The 20,581-nt window shown below is 45.0% G+C and carries 14 protein-coding genes; 11 read left to right on the forward strand and 3 right to left on the reverse strand.

Annotated elements, in window-relative coordinates:
• Window positions 1–130: 130 nt before the first annotated feature.
• Window positions 131–724, reverse strand: coding sequence for a class I SAM-dependent methyltransferase (locus HUJ19_RS12070; protein ID WP_367274024.1), 594 nt, complete (start codon window positions 722–724; stop codon window positions 131–133).
• A 685-nt stretch (window positions 725–1,409) separates the two neighbouring features.
• Between HUJ19_RS12070 and rlmM the strand changes: the two genes are divergently transcribed.
• Together rlmM and queF are read left to right on the forward strand one after the other, a co-directional pair.
• The gene (gene rlmM, locus HUJ19_RS12075) at window positions 1,410–2,486 is read left to right on the forward strand and encodes a 23S rRNA (cytidine(2498)-2'-O)-methyltransferase RlmM (protein ID WP_290624451.1); all 1,077 of its coding nucleotides are present in this window, start codon (window positions 1,410–1,412) and stop codon (window positions 2,484–2,486) included.
• Between the two features lie 15 nt (window positions 2,487–2,501).
• Entirely contained in the window at window positions 2,502–3,353 is an 852-nt protein-coding gene (gene queF / locus HUJ19_RS12080) for an NADPH-dependent 7-cyano-7-deazaguanine reductase QueF (RefSeq protein ID WP_290624452.1), read from the forward strand.
• A 94-nt stretch (window positions 3,354–3,447) separates the two neighbouring features.
• On the opposite strand, the gene HUJ19_RS12085 is transcribed toward queF, so the two are convergent.
• On the reverse strand, window positions 3,448–5,175 hold the full coding sequence (locus HUJ19_RS12085) for a peptide MFS transporter (RefSeq protein WP_290624453.1): 1,728 nt from the start codon (window positions 5,173–5,175) through the stop codon (window positions 3,448–3,450).
• A 186-nt stretch (window positions 5,176–5,361) separates the two neighbouring features.
• Here HUJ19_RS12085 and HUJ19_RS12090 point away from each other — a divergent pair, with 186 nt between their 5' ends.
• From HUJ19_RS12090 to HUJ19_RS12110, 5 genes are read left to right on the forward strand one after another with little or no spacing between them, the layout of a single operon-like run.
• Entirely contained in the window at window positions 5,362–5,988 is a 627-nt protein-coding gene (locus HUJ19_RS12090; RefSeq protein WP_290624454.1) for an alpha-ketoglutarate-dependent dioxygenase AlkB, read from the forward strand.
• Window positions 5,989–5,997: 9 nt separating this feature from the next.
• Complete coding sequence (locus HUJ19_RS12095) at window positions 5,998–7,008, forward strand: YhdH/YhfP family quinone oxidoreductase (protein ID WP_290624455.1); 1,011 nt, start codon at window positions 5,998–6,000, stop codon at window positions 7,006–7,008.
• Between the two features lie 23 nt (window positions 7,009–7,031).
• Window positions 7,032–9,734, forward strand: coding sequence for a PD-(D/E)XK nuclease family protein (locus HUJ19_RS12100; protein ID WP_290624456.1), 2,703 nt, complete (start codon window positions 7,032–7,034; stop codon window positions 9,732–9,734).
• Window positions 9,727–13,134, forward strand: coding sequence for an exodeoxyribonuclease V subunit beta (locus HUJ19_RS12105; protein WP_290624457.1), 3,408 nt, complete (start codon window positions 9,727–9,729; stop codon window positions 13,132–13,134). The genes HUJ19_RS12100 and HUJ19_RS12105 overlap by 8 nt, the downstream gene beginning before the upstream one ends.
• Window position 13,135: 1 nt before the next feature.
• On the forward strand, window positions 13,136–13,678 hold the full coding sequence (locus HUJ19_RS12110; RefSeq protein ID WP_290624458.1) for a GNAT family N-acetyltransferase: 543 nt from the start codon (window positions 13,136–13,138) through the stop codon (window positions 13,676–13,678).
• Between the two features lie 51 nt (window positions 13,679–13,729).
• On the opposite strand, the gene HUJ19_RS12115 is transcribed toward HUJ19_RS12110, so the two are convergent.
• Window positions 13,730–15,580 carry a DUF885 family protein gene (locus tag HUJ19_RS12115; RefSeq protein ID WP_290624459.1) on the reverse strand — a complete coding sequence of 617 codons (1,851 nt, stop codon included), beginning with the start codon at window positions 15,578–15,580 and terminating at the stop codon, window positions 13,730–13,732.
• A gap of 115 nt (window positions 15,581–15,695) precedes the next feature.
• Between HUJ19_RS12115 and HUJ19_RS12120 the strand changes: the two genes are divergently transcribed.
• The 4 genes from HUJ19_RS12120 to HUJ19_RS12135 all read left to right on the forward strand — a co-directional run bounded on the left by HUJ19_RS12120 (window position 15,696) and on the right by HUJ19_RS12135 (window position 20,513).
• Complete coding sequence (locus HUJ19_RS12120; protein WP_290624460.1) at window positions 15,696–16,214, forward strand: DUF4442 domain-containing protein; 519 nt, start codon at window positions 15,696–15,698, stop codon at window positions 16,212–16,214.
• 151 nt (window positions 16,215–16,365) lie between these two features.
• Window positions 16,366–17,464, forward strand: a protein-coding gene (gene prfB / locus HUJ19_RS12125; RefSeq protein WP_290624462.1) for a peptide chain release factor 2 whose coding sequence is annotated in 2 segments (ribosomal slippage) — window positions 16,366–16,440 and window positions 16,442–17,464 — 1,098 coding nt in all. Because the reading frame shifts where the segments join, the coding sequence is not laid out codon by codon here.
• Window positions 17,465–17,925: 461 nt separating this feature from the next.
• Window positions 17,926–19,425: a lysine--tRNA ligase gene (gene lysS, locus HUJ19_RS12130; RefSeq protein ID WP_290624464.1), complete on the forward strand. Its 1,500-nt coding sequence runs from the start codon at window positions 17,926–17,928 to the stop codon at window positions 19,423–19,425.
• An 812-nt stretch (window positions 19,426–20,237) separates the two neighbouring features.
• A complete protein-coding gene (locus tag HUJ19_RS12135; RefSeq protein WP_290624466.1) occupies window positions 20,238–20,513 on the forward strand; it encodes a DUF3081 family protein in 276 nt (91 codons plus the stop codon).
• Window positions 20,514–20,581 lie beyond the last annotated feature (68 nt).

The following is a 20,581-nucleotide window of genomic DNA, read 5'->3' on the forward strand; positions in this document are numbered from 1 at the left end:
TCCCCAAAGTTATCCACAGATTTTGTGAAAAAATGTTTACAGAATTTTGACGCTGCCGTGACAATGTGACACTTCATTTATCTCAAAGCGTCACATCTCATATAAACAGGGGATTACAGAGGTTTTTAAGCTATTGCTTGGTGGCGCTGGCGACAGTGTAAGCGGGGCCTTGTTTGTGCTTTTTGTAATTGCCGAAAATTTCCTTAAATGCCTTTTTCATAAAGTCACGCAATCCAGTGATGGTCACAACATAGAAAGTGCCGCCGGGTTCCAGTCGATCCCAGGCATCCTGTAGGAAGATATAAAGCAGTTCATTGCCGACTTTGGCCGGGATGTTAGAGCAGATAACGTTAAAGTGTTTTTCTGACACAGCACTGAAACCATTGCTTAGGCGTGCGCTTGCATTAGAAACGCCATTCAATTGGCAATTCTTATTGGCATAATCTACTGCCACAAAATCTTTATCCACCATCAGAGTCTGGCCCTGAGGTGCCTTTTTCGCCATAGTAATGCCGAGCGCACCGTAACCACAGCCTAGATCCAGACAATTGTCCGTAGGCTCAATATCCATGTATTTGAGCAACATGATAGTGCCATCATCGATATTACGCGGAGAGAAGAGCCCCCAGGTGGTTTTAAACTCCAAAGGAAAGCCACACAGCGTTTCCTTGAAAGAGAGGTCTTTTTTCAGTTCTGGGATGTCTGATTTGGTGTAATGGGCCATGGTGTCGAGTTCACAGTTCAAGATGGCGCGATTTTATCACCATGTGGGAGGAATCCCTAATGGTTGACAGGTCGCTAAGAATATTAGCTAACTACATGTATATATTTTGCTCTTATCTAACTTAGGGTATTTCTTAACGAGAACTCATGGCATAAAGGTATTAGTAAGTATTCTTCAGACTTGCAAAATGCCCCTTTTGATTGAGCTGAGTAGTAGCCAAGACATAGCAATTCAAATCCTGGATGATTTGAATAGTAAAATTCGGGCCAGGGATGGAACGTATTTTACGGTGCGTTAAGTGGCTTGGCGGAAACGAAGGGAGTTGAGCGAAGCGAAACCTCAATCACGGGGTGGTCTTCTTTTATGAAGTACATCCTGTACTTCACCCTTCGGGCTAGCTTCGCTATTCAAAATCGTTCCTGACGATTTTGTGGTTACTTATTACAAGACAAATTTGTCCGGAACAAATTTGAACAGCGGAGTGAAACGACGCTGGCTTCAGCGGAATACAGGGATGTATTCCGTAAAAGTAACTCGCCGAGGGGCGAAAAGATACTATGAATATGGCTAGGTTTGTAGGGAGCCCCATCCATACCTACCAAATAGTTACTCTGAAGATGTATTTAGTAATTGTATGCCTGTGATAGAATGAATCGCATATTTTCGCCGTGAATAGTCAGGTTTCATGAATCAAACGCCTTTTGTCTTTTTTTGTCGTCCGGGTTTTGAGTCGGACTGTGCCGCTGAGGTGCAGTCTTTTGCCAATGCCTGTGATTTGGCGGGTTATGCCAACACGTCGCCGAATTCGGGTTATGTGCGTTTCTTCCTGTTTGATGAGGCCAGTGAACAGGCATTTTTTGAAGAGCTGGATATTCATGAGCTGATTTTTGCGCGTCAATGGTTCTGGGCCAAAGCGGAGCTGGTTGAATTGCCACTTGAAGATCGGATTACGCCAATTCTGGAAGTATGCAGCGAAGTGGCTATGGCGCAAAAAGTGCTGGTCGAGCATTTAGATAGCGATGAAGGACGTGAGCTTTCAAAGTTCTGTAAAAAGTTTTCGACACCGGTAACCATTGCGCTCGAGAAGCAAGGATTGGTCCATGACGACAGTGAGTTTCAATTACACCTGCTGTTTTTGGCAACTGACCACTGTCTGGTGGGATTTTCTCCTGTTGGGCGCGCCTCTGAGCTGAAAGGCGGTATTTTGCGCCTCAAGTTCCCCAAGGATGCGCCAAGCCGTTCAACGTTAAAACTGGAAGAGGCGATCCAGACTCTGATGTCCGGCAAGCAGCGCAAAGCAGTCTTGCGCTTGGGCCATACCGCAGTTGATCTGGGCGCAGCTCCCGGTGGCTGGACTTATCAGCTGGTGCAGCATGGTTTGCAGGTAACGGCGATTGATAATGGCGCCATGGACAAGAAGCTGATGCAGACCGAGCATGTGATTCATCTTAAAGAAAATGCTCTGGCCTGGATGCCGGAAAAGCCGGTTAAAATTCTGGTCTGTGATATGGTGGAAAAGCCGTCGTTGGTTGCCAAGCTGATGGCCAAATGGCTGGTAGCAAGTAAAACCGAGCATGCTATTTTTAATTTGAAATTACCCATGAAAAAACGCTTTCAGGAAGTGAATGATTGTATTGGCATGATTTGTGATGAACTTGAAGAAGCCGATATTGATTACTTCTGGCAGGCCAAGCACCTGTATCATGACCGTGAAGAAATTACGGTCTATTTCCGACGCAAGATGAAAAATCAGCATCAGTAGCCCTATAGTATCAGTATGCAAAATCACGATTCATCAAAAGAAATTTCATCACAAGAGATTCCATTAGGTAAGCAGGTTGAGTACCCGTCGCAGTATCAGCCTGAGCTGTTGTTTCCGGTTGCGCGCCAGCTGAAGCGCGATGAGATTGATATTCAGGGGCAGTTACCTTTTCACGGCACTGATATCTGGAATGCTTACGAGCTGTCATGGCTCAACAGTAAGGGTAAACCGCAAGTTGCCATTGCGGTGTTCGAATTTGATTGCGCCAGCACCAACATCATTGAGTCGAAATCTTTCAAGCTCTATCTCAACTCATTAAACCAAACTCGCTTTGCTGACTGGCAATCGGTTGAAAAAACATTAACCGATGATTTATCGAAAGCGGCAGAAACAGCTGTTTCGGTAAAGCTGTTTAAGGTAGAAGATTATAATCAGGCGGTACCCGTTAAAGAGTGGCAAGGAGTGTTGCTGGATGAGTTGGATATTGAAATTGATGGTTACCAGTATCAGCCCGAGTTATTGGCGCTTGAATCTAATGAAGTGGTTACTGAGTCTTTATACAGCCATTTATTGAAAAGCAATTGCCTGATCACCTCCCAACCAGATTGGGCCAGTATTTTAATTGAGTATAAAGGCCCGAAAATTGATCAAGCATCGCTGCTCAAATATTTAATTTCCTTTCGCAATCATAACGAGTTTCATGAGCAGTGCGTCGAGCGTGTCTTCACCGATATCATGAGCCACTGCAAACCTTTAGAATTGACCGTATACGCGAGATACACACGTCGGGGTGGTTTGGATATCAATCCATGGCGTTCGAACGTCAGCGGCAAAGTCTGCTCAAATCAGCGGCACTCTCGGCAATAAATCTGAACACTTTACTTGCAAACGGGCAAAGTAAAAATCTTGAGCAATAAAAACCCGACATTTGAGTCGGGTTTTTTGTAGTTGGCAAGATTGATTAATCTGCACCAGCCATCAGCTTCTTGATCAGTGGCGATATAAGCAGCATAAAGACTGCAATACCAATCGCCACATAGCCCACATTCGAGTAGACATCGATGTAGGTAGCTTTAGCCGCGGCTACGTCAGTTAACTGACCACCAATTGTTTCGGCACCTGTTGTACGTGCAATGATACCGGCCAGGAAGTTTGATAGGCCGCTGTACAGGAACCAGGCTCCCATACTCATCCCCACTGCCTGCACTGGCGCTAACTTGGTCACAGCGGATAAGCCCACTGGAGAAACCATTAACTCACCCATGGTGTGGATGAAGTAGATAAGGAAGATAAAGATGACCGCAGTCATGCCCGCGCTTCCTGTTGCTTTCATACCCAGTACAAGTACAAGATAACCGGCACCCGCTAAGAATACGCCCATGGCGAATTTAACTGGCGTTGATGGGTTCATTTTCTTTTTTGCAAGCCATATCCAAAGCCATGCCAGAAGTGGTGCAAAGGTGAAAATAAAGAAAGCATTAAGTGCCTGGAAAACTGGCGCAGGTACTGACCAGCCTAATAGTTCACGATCAACTAAGCGATCCGTGAAAAGGTTTAACGATGAACCTGCTTGCTCAAACAATGCCCAGAATGGAATCTGCGCCAAGATGAAGTAGATGGCCGCAAACATACGTTTCTGCTCATCGCCACTAAGTTTAATCAAGGCATAAGCAATCAGGTAGATAAACATCAACAAGCCGATTGGGCCCAGGATGCCACCCATAATGTCCGGGTTCATAACAAAGAACATGGACAAGGCAATGATGCCGACACCGATCAAGTAGCACATCCACTCGAAGTTAACGAATGCGAAAGCTTTTTCTTTTAGCTTTGCAGGATTTGGTGGATCAGCTTTGCCTTGCAGCCAATCTTGCTTCCAAAGGAAGGTCACTAACCCCAGTAGCATACCAATGCCTGCAAGACCGAAGCCGTAAGCCCAACCCCAGACGATACCGATGATACCGCAGGTTATTGAAGACAAGAATGAACCCAGATTAATACCCATATAGAACAGCGTGAAGCCTGAATCACGGCGCGTATCACCGAAGCCGTAGAGCGAGCCCACAATGGTTGAGATATTGGCTTTCAGGAAGCCAACACCAGCAATAATTAAGGCTAGCGATAAATAAAGAATGTTCAGATATAAAGGCTGGTGGACAATTCGAGTTTCGTAGTCGCTACCACTAATAGATGCAGGCAGACCAACAGCTTCTGGATTCTCAATAGTAAATGAACGGTTCTCGCCATAAACAATTGGTGATTGGCCGCTTTCAGAGACGATGATTGGTGTTGCATCGCCGCCTCTGCCATCGAGAGTTAACTGATACTCGGCATTATTGTAGGTCATGATTTCTTTGGAACCACTGCCTTCAAATGCCATACCGGTATGGCCAAGCACAAGTAAAATAGCACCAAAGGTTACTGCTTTTCTTGCGCCTAAATATTTATCAGCTAATGAACCACCGATAATGGTCATCACGTAAACCAGAGCGGTGTAGGCACCATACAGAACAGAAGAACGTTCGTCTGAGAATAAGAAATGCTGGGTTAAGTAAATAATAAGAAGGGCGCGCATGCCGTAGTAAGAGAAGCGCTCCCACATTTCTGTGAAAAACAGCACTACCAGGCCCCGAGGATGCCCTAATATGGTTTTTTCATCTTTTGGTATTGGGTTTGTTTCGGCCGTCATTGTCGGCGGACTCCTATAAAAATGGATTTGAACTTGAATGAACGATTTATAGTTTTATAGTGTTTATCACTGGTATCAGTGATAAAACGATCACGTTAGTTTAGCTAGCAGTCACCTGAAAGCAAGGGGAAATGGACTTTTTAACGTAAATCAGGTTAAAAAATATACAGTTTATAGTGGGTTTCCATGCAACAATCCAGTCTTTTCACGTCACACACTTCGGAATTAATTCAGCTCAAAGATGCTGAACTGGAGTATTGGCCTGAGTTTGTGGCTGAGGATGAAGCCTCCCGATTGCTGCATAAGTTGCTGCAAACCGTAGATTGGCAGACCGAAACCATACGCATTGCCGGTGTGGAGCGCCTAGTGCCAAGATTGACTGCATGGTATGGCGATAAAAATGCCAGCTATAGCTACTCAGGAGTGCTACATAACCCAATAGCCTGGACTGACGAGCTGCTGAAGTTAAAGCAGCGGATAGAAGTGGTTTGCCGCTGTAACTTTAATAGCGCCTTGCTTAATTTGTATAGAGATGGGCGGGACAGCGTAGCCTGGCATAGTGACGACGAGCCTGAACTTGGCGTTCAACCAATCATTGCATCATTAAGCTTTGGCGCGCCGCGTAACTTTCAGTTAAAACATAAAAAGGAGCGGCATTTACGTCACAAACTGACGTTAACTTCTGGTAGTCTATTGGTCATGCGTGGAAATACGCAAAAATGCTGGTCGCATCAGGTGCCGAAAGAGCCCGCCGTTAGCGAACCCAGAATCAATATTACTTTTCGCAATATTGTTGCTAACTCTAATCGATAAGGAGCCACCGTGTCATTTCTTGCCTGTCGTGTCTTTGAAAATAAGAAGCTTGAAAATGAAGAAAAAGAATCGAAAATTATTCACCAATTGGTGCAGATGGAAACTGATGAATTGACAGCTGGTGATGTGCTGATCCGCGTCGATTATTCCAGCATCAATTACAAAGATGCCCTGGCGGCATCAGGCCGTGGAAAAATCATGAAAAAGTTTCCGCTGAATGCGGGCATTGACCTGGCCGGTGTGGTCGAACATTCGGATAATCCAAGCCTTAACCAGGGCGACCGAGTGCTGGTCAATGGTTGTGGTATTGGCGAGCAGTTTGATGGCGGTCTGGCGCAATTCGCGCGAGTGAAGTCTGAATGGGTGATTAAGATCCCTGAAGCCTATGATGCACGCCAGGCGATGATTATCGGCACAGCAGGGTTTACCGCTGCATTGGCCATTCATCGAATGCAGGTCAATGATCAGAAGCCAGAAATGGGCCCTATCGTGGTTACAGGGGCAAGTGGTGGAGTGGGGAGTATTGCAGTAAATCTGCTCAGTAAATTAGGTTATGAAGTGATTGCGCTGACCAGCCGCAAAAGTATGCATGACTATTTATATGAGTTAGGTGCAAATCAGGTGGTCAGTGAAGAAGAACTTGGCATGAGCAATAAACCATTGGGCAAAGCCTTGTTCGGCGGTGCAATCGACAACATTGGTGGCAAAACTTTAAGTAAAATTATTGCCCACACGCAGTTATGGGGTAATGTGGCGTCAATCGGCTTGGCACAAAGTCCTGATTTGGAAGCAAAAGTCTTTCCCTTTATTTTACGCGGAGTGAGTTTGCTCGGTATCAGTTCGACTAATTGTCCTATGCCGTTGCGCACGAAAATCTGGCATCAGTTTGGTAAAGAGTTACCATTACCGGACTTTGAAACAATCGTCAGTAAAGAAATCGTGCTTGAAGATGTCTCACCTTATTTTGATGAGCTGATCGATAAAAAACATCATGGTCGCCTCATCGTAAATTGCCAATAACAAAACATTAGAATAAGAATATTATGCAAACAGGATTCCACTTCGAAGCAGTAGACGCCGAGCAGACTATTATTATTACGGCGAGTCGCCGTCAGTCGCGTTTTATACGTGAGCAATATTCCGAGTTTCAGTTACAGAAAGGCTTGGAAGTCTGGCCGAGCTTAAAGGTCATGCCCTGGCAGGCCTTTATTAATTATTGCTGGGAGATAGTGCAGCAAGATTCGGTTTTGCCATCACGGTTAACACCAGTGCAAAGCCAGTATCTTTGGCAAAAAATAGTTGCAGATTCTGAGGTGACTCAATCACTGCTCAATAGTCGACAGACGCAGAAGCTATCTTACGACGCCTGGCGCATTTGTCAGCAGTGGCAAATTAAAGAGTTGGATTATTTGCCCGGAGATCAGGATCAAACGGCTTTTGTAACCTGGTTTAATCAATACCAACAATTGCTCAATGAAAAAGGTTGGGTCGATGCTCATCAGCAGTCTAATCTTTTGCTCGAAAAGCTGGATATCTTTATTGGTCAACTGCCGAACAATATTATCAGTTATGGCTTCCAGCAACCTTCGCTGCAACAGCAAGCACTGCTTGAGGCCTTAGAGCAACATAAGCAGCTTGATCATTGGCAAATTGAAGCTCCCATCAATGAGGATGCTGTAACCATTTATTCTTTGCCAGAACCGAAGCAGGAACTGCTGGCAGCTGTGCGCTGGGCAAAAGAAAAGTTGTTGCAACATAGTGATGAGGAGCCGCAACAAAAGATTGCAATTGTCGTTCCTGATTTGGAAAGTCAGCGCTCTTATATCGAGCGATTAATCCAGCGCGAGTTTTACGGCCAAAGTTTAATTCAGGGCAAAGACATACTACAGCCATTACATGATTTTTCGATTGACGAACCTTTGCTGCAACAGCCAATGGTTGCTGTTGTGATGGATTTGTTGTCTGCGTTGCAGGGGACTGTCAGTAAGGCACAGTTACAGCACCTTTTATTGTCACCCTATTTATACAAGGAGCAGGAAGCACACTGGCAAGCTACCCGTCTTGAACTGGTGGTACGAAAATCGAATAAATCCTTTTATTCGCGAGATGATTTGTTGAAGCTGACACGTCATCATCAGGTCACATGCGCTTGGCTAAATACGGTGAGTCAGTGGCTGCAGGAAGCGGATCTTTCCGCCAATGATTACACCACGAACATGCAGCTTATTTTAGCGCTTCTCGCCAAGCTGCACTGGACCGGTTACAACACCTTGTCCAGTCGTGAATATCAGGTTCAGCAAACCTTTATTGAAGCCATCAAGTCGTCACAAAGTTTACAGCGAGTTACATCGGATCGCCTGTCGTTTGCCAAGGCTCTAAACCTGTTAAAAACTTTCCTTGAACAACAGGGTTTCCATCAGCAACAACCGCGGGCACCTTTGCAGATTGTTGGTTTGCTGGAGGCGATTGGTTTAAGGTTCGATGCGGTGTGGCTGGTCGGAGCAACCGATCAGGCGTTGCCTCAGAAAGCGGTTCCTAACCCTTTCCTGTCAAAAGCCTTGCAACTTAAGCATGAGCTACCGGGTTCTTCGCATCAGCGAGAGCTGGACTATGCGCAATCCTTGCTTGATTCTTTACGAGCCAATCCAGAACTGGTAATTAGTTTTGCAGAACACGATGGCGATCAGGAGCAGATGATCAGCCCACTGGTACAGAAATGGCTACAAAAATCCGGTAGTCATCCGCGCCAGTATGAGCTACAGAGTAAAAACGCTGAGTTTATTGATAACTGGCCAATCAATGATGATCTGGAATTTTTCAATGATGAAATGGGCAAGCCGATTGAGCAATCTTATGAGGTGAGAGGTGGAACCGGGTTATTGAGAATGCAGGCGGCTTCACCTTTTGATGCCTATTTGCGTTACCGACTCGGGTTGGAACCGTTTGAAGTTGATAGTCTTGGAATATCTTTTATGGATCGAGGCAACCTGTTCCATAGAGCCATGCAAAAAATTTGGCAACGCCTCGAAACTCAACATACTTTGCTAAATTTAGCAGTTGAGGAGCAGGCTGACTTAATCAATCAAACACTAGAGTTTGTGATGAACGAAGCCAGACGTGGTATTTATTTGCTCAATAATGCTAATTTCTACCAGGTTGAAAAGCTACGACTGTTTACCTTAATCGAAGAATCTTTGACACTCGATAAAGAGCGCGAACCTTTTACCGTGATTGGTACCGAAGTGGCGCGCACTTTACAGCTGGCCGGACTGACTTTTAGTATGGTAATCGATCGGATTGATCAGTTAAATGATGGCCGCTTATTAATTATCGATTATAAAACCGGTCAACCCTCTTTGATGTCTTTGTTTCGTGATCCGATTGGCGAACCTCAGTTGTTACTGTATGCCATATCCGAACAGCAATTGGGTGGAAACGTAGCTGGTGTACTCTTTATGCAGGCGCATTTAAAAGTCTGTAAATATATTGGCATGACTGACGAAGAAGAAATGCTGTCTGGCGTAAAGGCGTTAAAAGATATTCAGTACAACCCTTATGGAGAGACTTTTGAGCAGGCCGTTGCACAATGGCATGAGATGCTCGAACAGTTGGCGCAAGATTTTAAAGAAGGTAAAGCAAACTTGACCGAATACTCTGGAGACTTTTCTGATTACACCGCCATTAGTCGCTGGGCACAACGCTCGCAGGATTTTCAGGCATTAGTGCAGGGAGGTGAGCATGACTAATTTTATGGTGCCACCGGATCAGGGGATTCGTGAGCAGGCGATAGATTTTAGTCAGTCGTTTATTGTGCAGGCGCCTGCAGGTGCCGGTAAAACTAGCCTGTTAACGCAGCGTATTCTCAATCTGCTTACCACGGTTGATAATCCGGAAGAAATTGTTGCGATTACCTTTACCCGCAAAGCAGCTGCAGAAATGCGCCATAGGTTGATTGATGCATTATTGTCTGCCAATGAGCCTGAGCCGGATGCACCACATGATAAAACTACCTGGCGGTTAGCGCGTAAAGTGTTGCAGCGTAACGACGAGTTTCATTGGGGATTGCTGGAAAACAGTCATCGCCTTCGTATCATGACGTTTGATGCCATGTCGGGTATGATTGCCAATCAAATGCCATTGCTGAGTAACCTTGGCGGCTCATTGGGTATTACTAATTTTGCTGCGGAATCCTATCAGCGAGCGGCTGAAACTATCGTTAATTATCTTGATGACGAAGATTATGGGCCACATATTTTAAAGCTATTGGCTCACCTTGATAGTCAGGTGGAAAAGTTGATCGGCCTGCTGGCTCAGATGTTGGCCAAGCGTGATCAGTGGCTACGTTTATTGGGTGCTGGTGAGCTGGATATTGAGATTTTGCAAGATGGTATTAACCAGGTTGTTCAGTTACGACTGGAGGCGCTACAGCAGTTTCAAGCCAAACTGGAACACAGTACTTTCCTGCAAGCGATTCATTTTGCCGCCGGCTTTTTAGAGACGGGTCATGAGCTTGAAGCATTAAAGAATGTTACTCAGTTGCCTGAGTTTAACTTTACTCATATTCGTGAATGGCAGGCGATTGCTGAATTCAGTCTGGTCAAGGCTGGTACCTTTAAGAAGCAACTGAATAAAAAGATTGGCTTGTTGGCTGATAGCGATCTGCAGGGCGAAGATAAGAAAACGGGCAAGCAAATTAAAGCCGATCTGAAGGAGTTGTTCCAGCAGTGGTCCGAAGTTCCTGAGTTTGCTGAAACTCTTAACGATATCCGCAGCTTACCGAGTGCAGATTACAGCGAAGAGCAGCAGCAGATTTTATATTCCCTGTTACATCTGCTAAGACTGGTTACGGTGGAACTGACCGTCGATTTTCAGTCAAACGCTGAAGCAGATTTCATTGAAATTGCATTGGCTGCTGATCGTGCTCTGGGTTATTTTGATGAGCCATCCGAGCTGGCACTGAAACTCGATTATAAAATTAAACACCTGCTAGTTGATGAGTTTCAGGACACTTCCTTTACTCAATACCAACTGCTGAGCAAACTGATTGCAGGTTGGCAACCGGGTGATGGCCGCACCCTGTTTCTGGTCGGCGATCCTATGCAGTCGATCTATCGATTCCGTGAAGCGAATGTGGGTCTTTTTATTAAAACTCAACAGGAAGGCATTAACGGCTTTCCGGTAACATCGTTGCAGTTAACGGCCAACTTCCGTTCGTCACCAGCAATTATTAACTGGGTTAATCGACGCTTTGAAGCTATTTTTCCTCAGCATGATGATGTGCTGTTAGGTGCGGTCAGTTACAGTCCAGCAGAGGCCATGAAGCCGCAGGGCGAGCAGGACTTTGTGGACTTCCTGACAAACTTTGATCAACCTGGGTGGACCGAAGCCGAGTATATCGCACAAAGTGTGCAGCGTATCCTGAAGCAGGATCCGAAAGGTTCGATAGCCGTGCTGGTTCGTGGCCGTGCTCACGCTCAGGAAATCATGCAGCAGTTTCGCGTATCCGGTATCAGTTATTACGCCAAGGATATGGAGTACCTTTCGCACAAAAGCTGTGTCACTGATTTGATGATGCTGTGTCGCCTGTTATTACAACCGCAAGATGGCATTGCCTGGACAGCCTTGCTCAAATCCCCTTATATGGGGTTGACCTTGGCTGAGCTTAGCCATCTTCAACAGCGATTTAATCATCACTATTGGAAATTGTTAGAAGAGTTTGAAACGGTAGATGAACTGACTGAACCAGCAAAAATAGCCTTACGTAGACTAAGGGCTGTATTGAGCAGTGCTATAGCCAATGCAGGACGCAAACCCTTAAGTCAGTTATTGGAATCCTGCTGGTTGGCTCTGGGTGGACCAAGTGTTTTATTAAGTCAGGATGAACTTGAAGATGTGTATGCAGTATTTAATTTGCTGATTGAGTTGGAGGCTGACGAATGGCCACTGACTTTTGAGCGGATTCAGGCAGCGTTAGCTGAATTATACGCTAATCAACAGGCGGACAAGGCGCAGGTCGAGATAATGACCATGCATAAATCCAAAGGCCTCGAGTTTGATACGGTTATCTTGCCCTCGTTACAGCGACAAAAACGTGCCGATAGTCATCAATTGTTGTTGTGGGAAGAATTTACTTCTCATGGCCAGCAAGGCTATTTGTTGGCACCGATTCAGGCAGCAGAACGGCAGGAACCGATTTATCAGCTGGCCCGTGATATACAAAGCAAAAAGGCTGCCTTTGAGGATGCCCGTCTGCTGTATGTGGCTGCAACACGAGCCAAGAAACGCCTGCTGCTTAGCTGTGAATTAAAGCTGAAATACGATGAAGAGAAGGGTGGTGGCGAACCAGGTAAAGGTTCAAAAGAGGGCTGGTCCTACAGCTCTATTGATAAGCGCTCGTTGCTGTATTATTTACTGCCGCACTATGAAAACACCATTGATAGAAAGTTCGAAGAGATCATCAGTAAGCAGGGTGAGTTAAGTGAACAGATTGATGCTCCGACCTTTTACGATGGCTGGTATCGCTTAAAACAACAATGGCAGCCACCTGAGGTTGATAACCAGATCAGTACTCAGGATAAGGATGTCATAGAGCGAGAAGCATTGGATTTTGACTGGGCCAGTGATGTGGCGCGAGTGGTTGGTCTGGTTGTACACAAGCAGTTAGAGTTGATTGGGTTAGGAAGGCAAAGCTTTGAGCGACTCGAGAAGAATCAGTTTGAATCTTTATTGCCCCAGTTGGCCGAGTTGTTGTCATCACAAAAAGATATTGAACAGGCCTTTGAAAAGGCCAAAAAAGCCTTGCGTAACACCATGCAAGACTCTCGGGGGCAGTGGCTGCTTAAACCGCACCAGAATGCTGTCTGCGAGTGGGAGCTTACTGGCATGGTAAACGATGAGCAGGGCAGGTCTGTGGTGAGAAACTTTATTATTGACCGCAGTTTTGTCGATGATGCAGGCGTACGCTGGATTGTCGATTACAAAACCGGTGATCATCAGGGCCTGGATATTGAAAACTTCATTGCATCGGAGCGAGAGCGTTATGCGCCACAGCTTTCTCAATATAAAGAGCTGGTCAGTCGAATCGAACAAAGACCGATAAAAACAGCCTTGTACTTTCCGATGCTCAATCGATTTGAGGAATTGTGAGTTGAACAATAACACTATAGAAACTGAACGATTAATTATACGACCATTTAGCGAATCTGATGTTGATGACTATCTTGAATATGCGCTTGATCCGGAAGTGATGAAATACATTCGGCCGATTGGTGATCCTAAAGCTGCCAGAGAAATGTTCCACAGTCATGCAGGTGATTGGACGGGAGATGAAGGACGATGGATGGGCGCTGCGGTAGTGCTTAAAAGGACTAATAAAATGATTGGTGACGTGGGCTTCCGTTACAAAAGTAAGCAGCATCAACAGATTGAAATCGGTTATAAATTTAATCGCCACTTTCAGGGACACGGTTATGGCTCAGAAGCTTTACAGGCTCTATTGAAGTTAATTGCTCGTGATTGGCCATTTCATAAACTAGTCGCTTATTGTGAACCTAGAAATATTGCCTCCTGGAAATTAATGGAAAAAATCGGTATGCGTCGTGAGGGTTACTTTCAGGAAAACTTTAACTTCGATGGGCGCTGGCAAAATGAAGTGGCGTACGGAGTACTAAAAAGAAACTTGAAGCTGTAACAGTATGAAAAAGAAAAGGAGCCGAAGCTCCTTTTTTGTATGGCTTTTCTATCACGCTTCGTCTAACTGTGAATCTATCCATTCGCGGATTTTAGTCTCCAGCACCGGCATTGGCACCGCACCATCGACTAATACTTCACGATGGAAAGCTTTAATGTCAAACTTGTCGCCAAGTTTTTCTTCAGCTTCGGCTCTTAGGTTGCTGATGACGCGCTGACCGACTTTGTAAGAAACTGCCTGGCCTGGCCATGCAATATAACGCTCAACTTCGGACACTACATCGGTATCAGCCATTGACGAGTTTGCCATCATGTAATCAATCGCATCCTGGCGCGACCAGCCTTTTGCATGCAGTCCGGTATCTACCACCAGGCGCATGGCACGCAACATCTCGTCACTTAAGCGACCATAATATTGCATCGGGTCGGTGAACATACCCATTTCTTTGCCGATTGATTCAGCATACAGTGCCCAGCCTTCGCTAAAGACACTCAAGCCACCAAAACGACGAAACATGGGTAAGCCTTCAATTTCCTGTTGCAATGAAATCTGGAAGTGGTGACCTGGCGCTGCTTCATGAATGGATAAGGTTTCCATACCAAACTTAGGCTGACCTTTTAGGTTGAATGTATTGACATAGAAAATACCTGGGCGTGAGCCATCTGGCGAACCTGCCATATAAGAAGCTCCAGCTGCGGACTCGGCACGGAAGGCTTCGACTGCACGAACTTCGTAATCTGTTTTAGGTGCAATATCGAACATGCTCGGCAATAATTCATTAACCTTGGCTTGTAAGTCACGATAGCCCTGCAACAAGTCTTCTTCGTTGTCGTAATAGAACTCCGGGTTGGTTTGTACATACTTGAACCATTCTTCCAACGTACCCTCAAAACCTTCCTGCTCCATCACTTCTTCCATCTCTGCACGAATGCGAGCGACTTCATCCAAACCAAACTGATGAATTTCTTCAGCAGTCAGATCAGTTGTGGTGTAAGTTTTTAACTGATAGTTATACCAGGCTTCACCATTAGGCTGTTCACTTAAACCAAAGCTGTCGCGTGCGTACTGCATGTAATCATCTTTAATGTAGTCATGCAGTTCTTTGTAGGCAGGAACTAGTTTTTCAACAATGGCTGTACGATATGCTTCCTCTAGATGCTTCTTATCTTCCTCGGAAAAGTCTTCAGGCATGTTAGTGATTGGCGTATAGAAAATACTTTGCGTTGGGTCTTCAACCACATGTGCCGCCAACTGTGGTATCACTTTTTCCATTAAAGCTTTGGGCTGGACAACTTTCTGCTCGATACCCTGGTTCATGTTAACAATAGCCTGTTCCATAATGGCTACTCCACCATCAACTCGTTTCAACCAATTCTCATAATCTTCAACGGTTTTAAAGGGTTGGAAACTCTGGCCTGAGCCCAGCTGGGCAAAAAAGTTGGCAATGTTGTTGGACTGATTGATTGGAATTAAATGGCCGGGGAATTGCTCACCTTTCAGACTATGTTCGGACTGATAAACGAAAATGTCATAGCTCAGACGGTCTTGACCAGATAACAGGCTGCGATCAATCTGTTTGACTTTGTCTAGCCATTCAACGGTAAAATCGTGACTTTTCTTGCGAAACTCTGGTGATAAGAAGTTTGGAAGTTTATCGTTGTATCCGGGTATGCCAATAGCCGTTGCCTGAATAGGGTTGAGCGCCAGGCTTGCCTGAAATTGCTGTTCAAATAGTTCGTTGAGCTTTTTTGATGCTTCTTCTGCGGTCATTCCCTGCTTTGACTGGGTTTGCGTCACTTCTGCAGCTGTCGAATTAGCTGTAGGAGTGGCTTGCTCCTGGTTGTCGTTACAGCCATATAATGCCAAAGCCAAACTGATGCTTACTAAGGTTATTTTGCTCATATTATTTTCCTAAATCTTTCCTCTCGAGCTAAGAACATTAGCACTAAATTATTGAAGAGGATATGATTTGTAATATCTGTTTACAAATCGGCTTCAAGCCCATGAAGGCATTAATATGAATGACTCTCTCACGTCCAGTAAAGCATTGGTGGATAACCGTCTGGCTAAAGTTGTTAATACGATCCAGTCATATCCAAAGTTTGTTCGTGGTTTCCTACTCAATTTTGTGATTAGAAAAACTGTAAAACTGGTGGGAACGGCCAAAATTGAAGTGTTGAAACTGACAAAGGAAGAATCGATCTTTAGGATTCAGAACCGTAAGAAAGTGCAGAATCATATCGGGACAGTTCATGCGGCGGCCATGGCTCTCATTGCAGAAACAGCGACTGGTATGGTGGTAGGAATGAATGTTCCAGATGATAAATACCTGGTCATTAAAACGCTCAAGGTAGACTTCCTGAAAAGGGCTGTTGGAAGCCTGACTGCTACGGCTCACCTGAGCGAACAGCAGCGCCAGTCAATTCTGAGCGAAGAAAAAGGTGAGGTAAAAGTGGCCGTTAGCGTTATGGATGAGGAGAATAAGGAGCCCATCGAATGCACCATGATCTGGGCCTGGACACCCAAGCGGCGCTGATCAGACGATAGAATCAGCCTAAAGCCATAAGAAAAGGGCCTAGTAACCATATTTTGGGTATGCAGTGCCCATCAGATTGGTTAAAATATGGCCCTTTTGCAGACCTGCTGCGTCTTGCGCAAACTCATCAATTATAAGTAATAGACCGAATATGTTGGAAGTAAACCCAATCCGAGAACAATTGAAAGATATGTCTGAGCGTGTCACTACGCTTAGGGGGTATCTTTGACTTTGATAGCAAACAAGAGCGGCTGGTAGAAGTCGAGCGAGAGCTTGAGCAGCCGGATGTCTGGAATGATCAGGAAAGAGCACAATCTCTTGGCCAGGAGAGAGCCAAACTGGAAGCCGTAGTTAACACCATCAAGAACCTGGAAGCAGGTATCGAAGATAATCAGGAATTATTAGAGCTCTCGGTGGAAGAAGACGATGCCGAAAGCGTTGGCGAGATTGAAAACGAAGTCAGACAATTAAATGCCAGTCTCGAAAAGCTAGAGTTCCGCCGTATGTTCTCAGGCGAGATGGATGAGAATAATGCCTATCTCGATATTCAGGCAGGCTCGGGCGGAACCGAAGCGCAGGATTGGGCCAGTATGTTACTTAGAATGTACCTGCGCTGGTGTGAAAGCAGAGGCTTCAAAGCCGAAGTGACTGAAGAGTCTGATGGCGATGTGGCAGGTATTAAAAGCGCTACTATCAGAATTGAAGGCGAATATGCTTATGGCTGGTTGAGAACGGAAACAGGTGTTCACCGATTGGTGCGAAAGTCACCCTTTGACTCAGGTAATCGTCGCCATACTTCCTTTGCATCAGTATTTGTCTATCCCGAAGTCGATGACGATATTGATATCGAGGTCAATCCGGCGGACTTACGGGTCGATACCTATCGTGCCAGTGGAGCCGGTGGTCAGCACGTTAATAAGACAGATTCTGCGATCCGCTTAACGCACATTCCAACCGGAATTGTGGTGCAATGTCAGAATGACCGCTCGCAGCATAAAAACCGTGCTCAGGCGATGAGCATGATGAAAGCCAAGCTGTATGAGCTTGAGATGCAAAAACAGCGAGAAGAGCAGCAGGCGCTGGAAGATACCAAATCAGATATTGGCTGGGGTAGTCAGATTCGATCCTATGTATTGGATCAGTCGCGGATTAAAGATTTGCGCACAGGACATGAGTCGAGTAATACCCAGGCTGTTTTGGATGGGGATTTGGATAGTTTTATCGAAGCCTCATTGAAAGCCGGCGTTTAGACCGCTTGTGCTTTGCAGCTACTGTGTTAAAACTTTTATGCAGGAATAGTCACTTACTTTTGTAAGCTCCTATCCTCTGCAAAAAGTTTTGCCTTGTATCTGCTGCCCACAAACGCTCTAAAGAGGTGAAAGTAGGCTCCGGCCCTCGCTAAAAAGTTTTGCCGCGCACTTACTTAGCAAAAACGCTGAAGGTGCTTGAAGAGTTGGCTGTACGGACAACTCATGAGTTGTCCCTACTAAAGAAGATTATGGTGCTGGAGCGATCGGCGCTTGCGCAATAATAGTTTGTAGCCTCGAAGGAGCAACGCAACTTCGAGGCTTGCTTCACCAAGGTAATACTTGGACAAATTGAAAGTGTTTTGACATTTTTATCACAGCAACAATTTAATAGTAGTAACTGATAGCAATAACGTATTTTTTGTAATGGTAAATTTAACGGTAAATTGAGGTAATAAACGAAAATGAGCAATCAAGAAACCCCAGTAGTTGATGTCAACGAGCAGATTACTTTACGTAAGCAGAAGTTGGCAGATAAACGAAAACAGGGGATTGCCTTCCCGAACGACTTTCGTCGTGATTCTTTAGCTGAAGAAATTGCCACTGAGTATGGTGATAAGGAAAAGTCTGAGCTTGAAGAATTGGGTAAGAAGGTTAAGGTTGCTGGCCGTATCATGTTGTTCCGCAACATGGGTAAAGCAAGCTTTATTACCATTCAGGATATGTCAGGCCGCATTCAGTCTTACGTTCGTAAAGATGCTGTAGGCGATGAAGTCTATGAGGATTTTAAAACCTGGGATATTGGCGATATCGTGGGTATTGAGGGTACTGTTTTTAAAACCAACAAAGGCGAGTTATCTGTTAAAGCATCCAGTATTCGCCTGTTGACTAAATCATTGCGCCCACTGCCTGACAAGTGGAGTGGGCTGTCTGATCAGGAAACACGTTATCGTCAGCGTTATGTTGATTTAATTGTTAATCAGCAATCGCGCGAAACTTTTATCATTCGTTCAAGAGTGGTAAAAGCGATTCGTGACTTTCTTGAGTCACGCGATTTCCTCGAAGTGGAAACACCGATGATGCACGTCATTCCGGGCGGAGCTTCAGCGCGTCCTTTCGAGACTCATCACAATGCCTTAGACATGCCGCTATATTTGCGTATTGCGCCAGAGTTGTATTTAAAGCGTTTAGTTGTGGGTGGTCTGGAAAAAGTCTTTGAGATTAACCGTAATTTCCGTAACGAAGGTCTTTCCACACGCCATAACCCAGAGTTCACCATGCTTGAGTTCTACTGGGCCTACGCAGACTACAATGACCTGATGGATCTGACAGAAGCTATGTTGCGTTACACCGTGGAAACTGTCTTGGGCAAAACCGTGTTTGAAAGCGGTGGCGAAACTTATAACTTTGGTAAGCCGTTCGAGCGCATGACCGTGCTAGAAGCTATCATGAAATATCAGCCAGAGATCACTCTTGAGCAGTTGACTGATATGGACAAGGCGCGCGAAGTAGCCAAACGCTTGAAACTAAAGCTGGAAGATTCATGGGGACTTGGCCGTGTTCAAATTGAAATCTTTGAAGAAGTAGCTGAACATAAATTGATTCAACCAACCTTTATTACTGCTTATCCAGCAGAAGTATCACCATTAGCGCGTCGTAATGACGAAGATCCATTCATCACCGACCGTTTTGAATTCTTCGCCGGTGGTCGTGAGTTAGCCAATGGTTTCTCGGAGCTTAATGACGCAGAAGATCAGGCGCAGCGCTTTAAAGAGCAGGTAGAAGCAAAAGATGCCGGTGACGACGAAGCTATGCATTATGATGCTGACTATATTCGTGCATTGGAATATGGTCTGCCACCAACAGCGGGTGAAGGTATTGGTATTGACCGTCTGGTGATGTTACTGACGGATAGCTTAAGCATTCGAGATGTTCTTTTATTCCCGCACATGCGCCCCGAATAAAAATTGTCTTTTTTGCCTAATACTTCGTTATAAAGCAATTTATCTTGCTCATTTACTTTTAGTAAACTCCGCGAGATAAATTGCTTAAAGCCTCGTCTTAGACAAAAAATCCTAATTTTTAATATCTCAATTACGGAATGTTGGATGACCGCCAGGGATGGCGGAAATGCCAGCACAGCAGGAGCAGTGCTGGTGAAAAATCCTGCGTTTATTTACAGCTTTTGAGTTGAAGGTAGCACCAATAATCCCCTTATATTGAGCTAAGCTACGTACAAAATATAACAATCAAAATGTGTGACCACAGGGAATCCCTTTAGGGAGATGATTTTGATAAGAATTTTCAGCACAAGGATGTGATGTAAATTCTGGTGTGTTAAGTATTTTGGGAGTGGCGCAGGGAGTCACGCGAAGCGTGGCCTCAATATCGGGGTGTCTTCTTTTATGAAGTACATCCTGTACTTCACCCTTCGGGCTAGCTTCGCTATTCAAAATCGTTCCTGACGATTTTGTGGTTACTTAGAGCAAGACAAATTTGTCTGGAACAAATTTGAACAGCGGAGTGAAATGACGCTGGCTTCAGCGGAATACAGGGATGTATTCCGTAAAAGTAACTCGCTGAGAGGCGAAACAATCAGGGTAGGAATGATTAAAACATCATGGATTTACCCGAGGGCATTCCCTTTGGTCACCCGCCTTCGCGGGCGACCGAAGGAAGTGCCTGTGGTGAATGACGGAATGAAATATGTAGACTTGATATTTAGAATTCACGCTACTTCCTTTATGATGATTTAAAATCATCAAGCCAAATAATTATGTCCACAGATATCGATATTCGTCAGGCTTTACGTGTATTTCAGATCATTGCTGAGAAAGGTGAGCAGCGTGGCAATCGCCACTACTTTAAGGGTATTTACGCGACTTCGGGCTTTGATGGCTATGACATTGAGCTTACCGACGAGAAGGTAACTTTGAGTATCTATTTTCACAGCAGGTTCGATTTAGACTATAAAAATCAACTAGATAAAGATGCTTTTTTAGAAAAAATTGGCAAAATAGATGCCATGAGGAAGACCAGGGATAAGTCCTGAACAGCGCTTTACTTCATATAATTTACACTTTGTTACCAGTTACTTTTGAGTTGTAATTTTCTCACGGT

Origin of the sequence: Kangiella sp., from assembly GCF_014762745.1 — a bacterium.
Classification (GTDB): domain Bacteria; phylum Pseudomonadota; class Gammaproteobacteria; order Enterobacterales; family Kangiellaceae; genus Kangiella.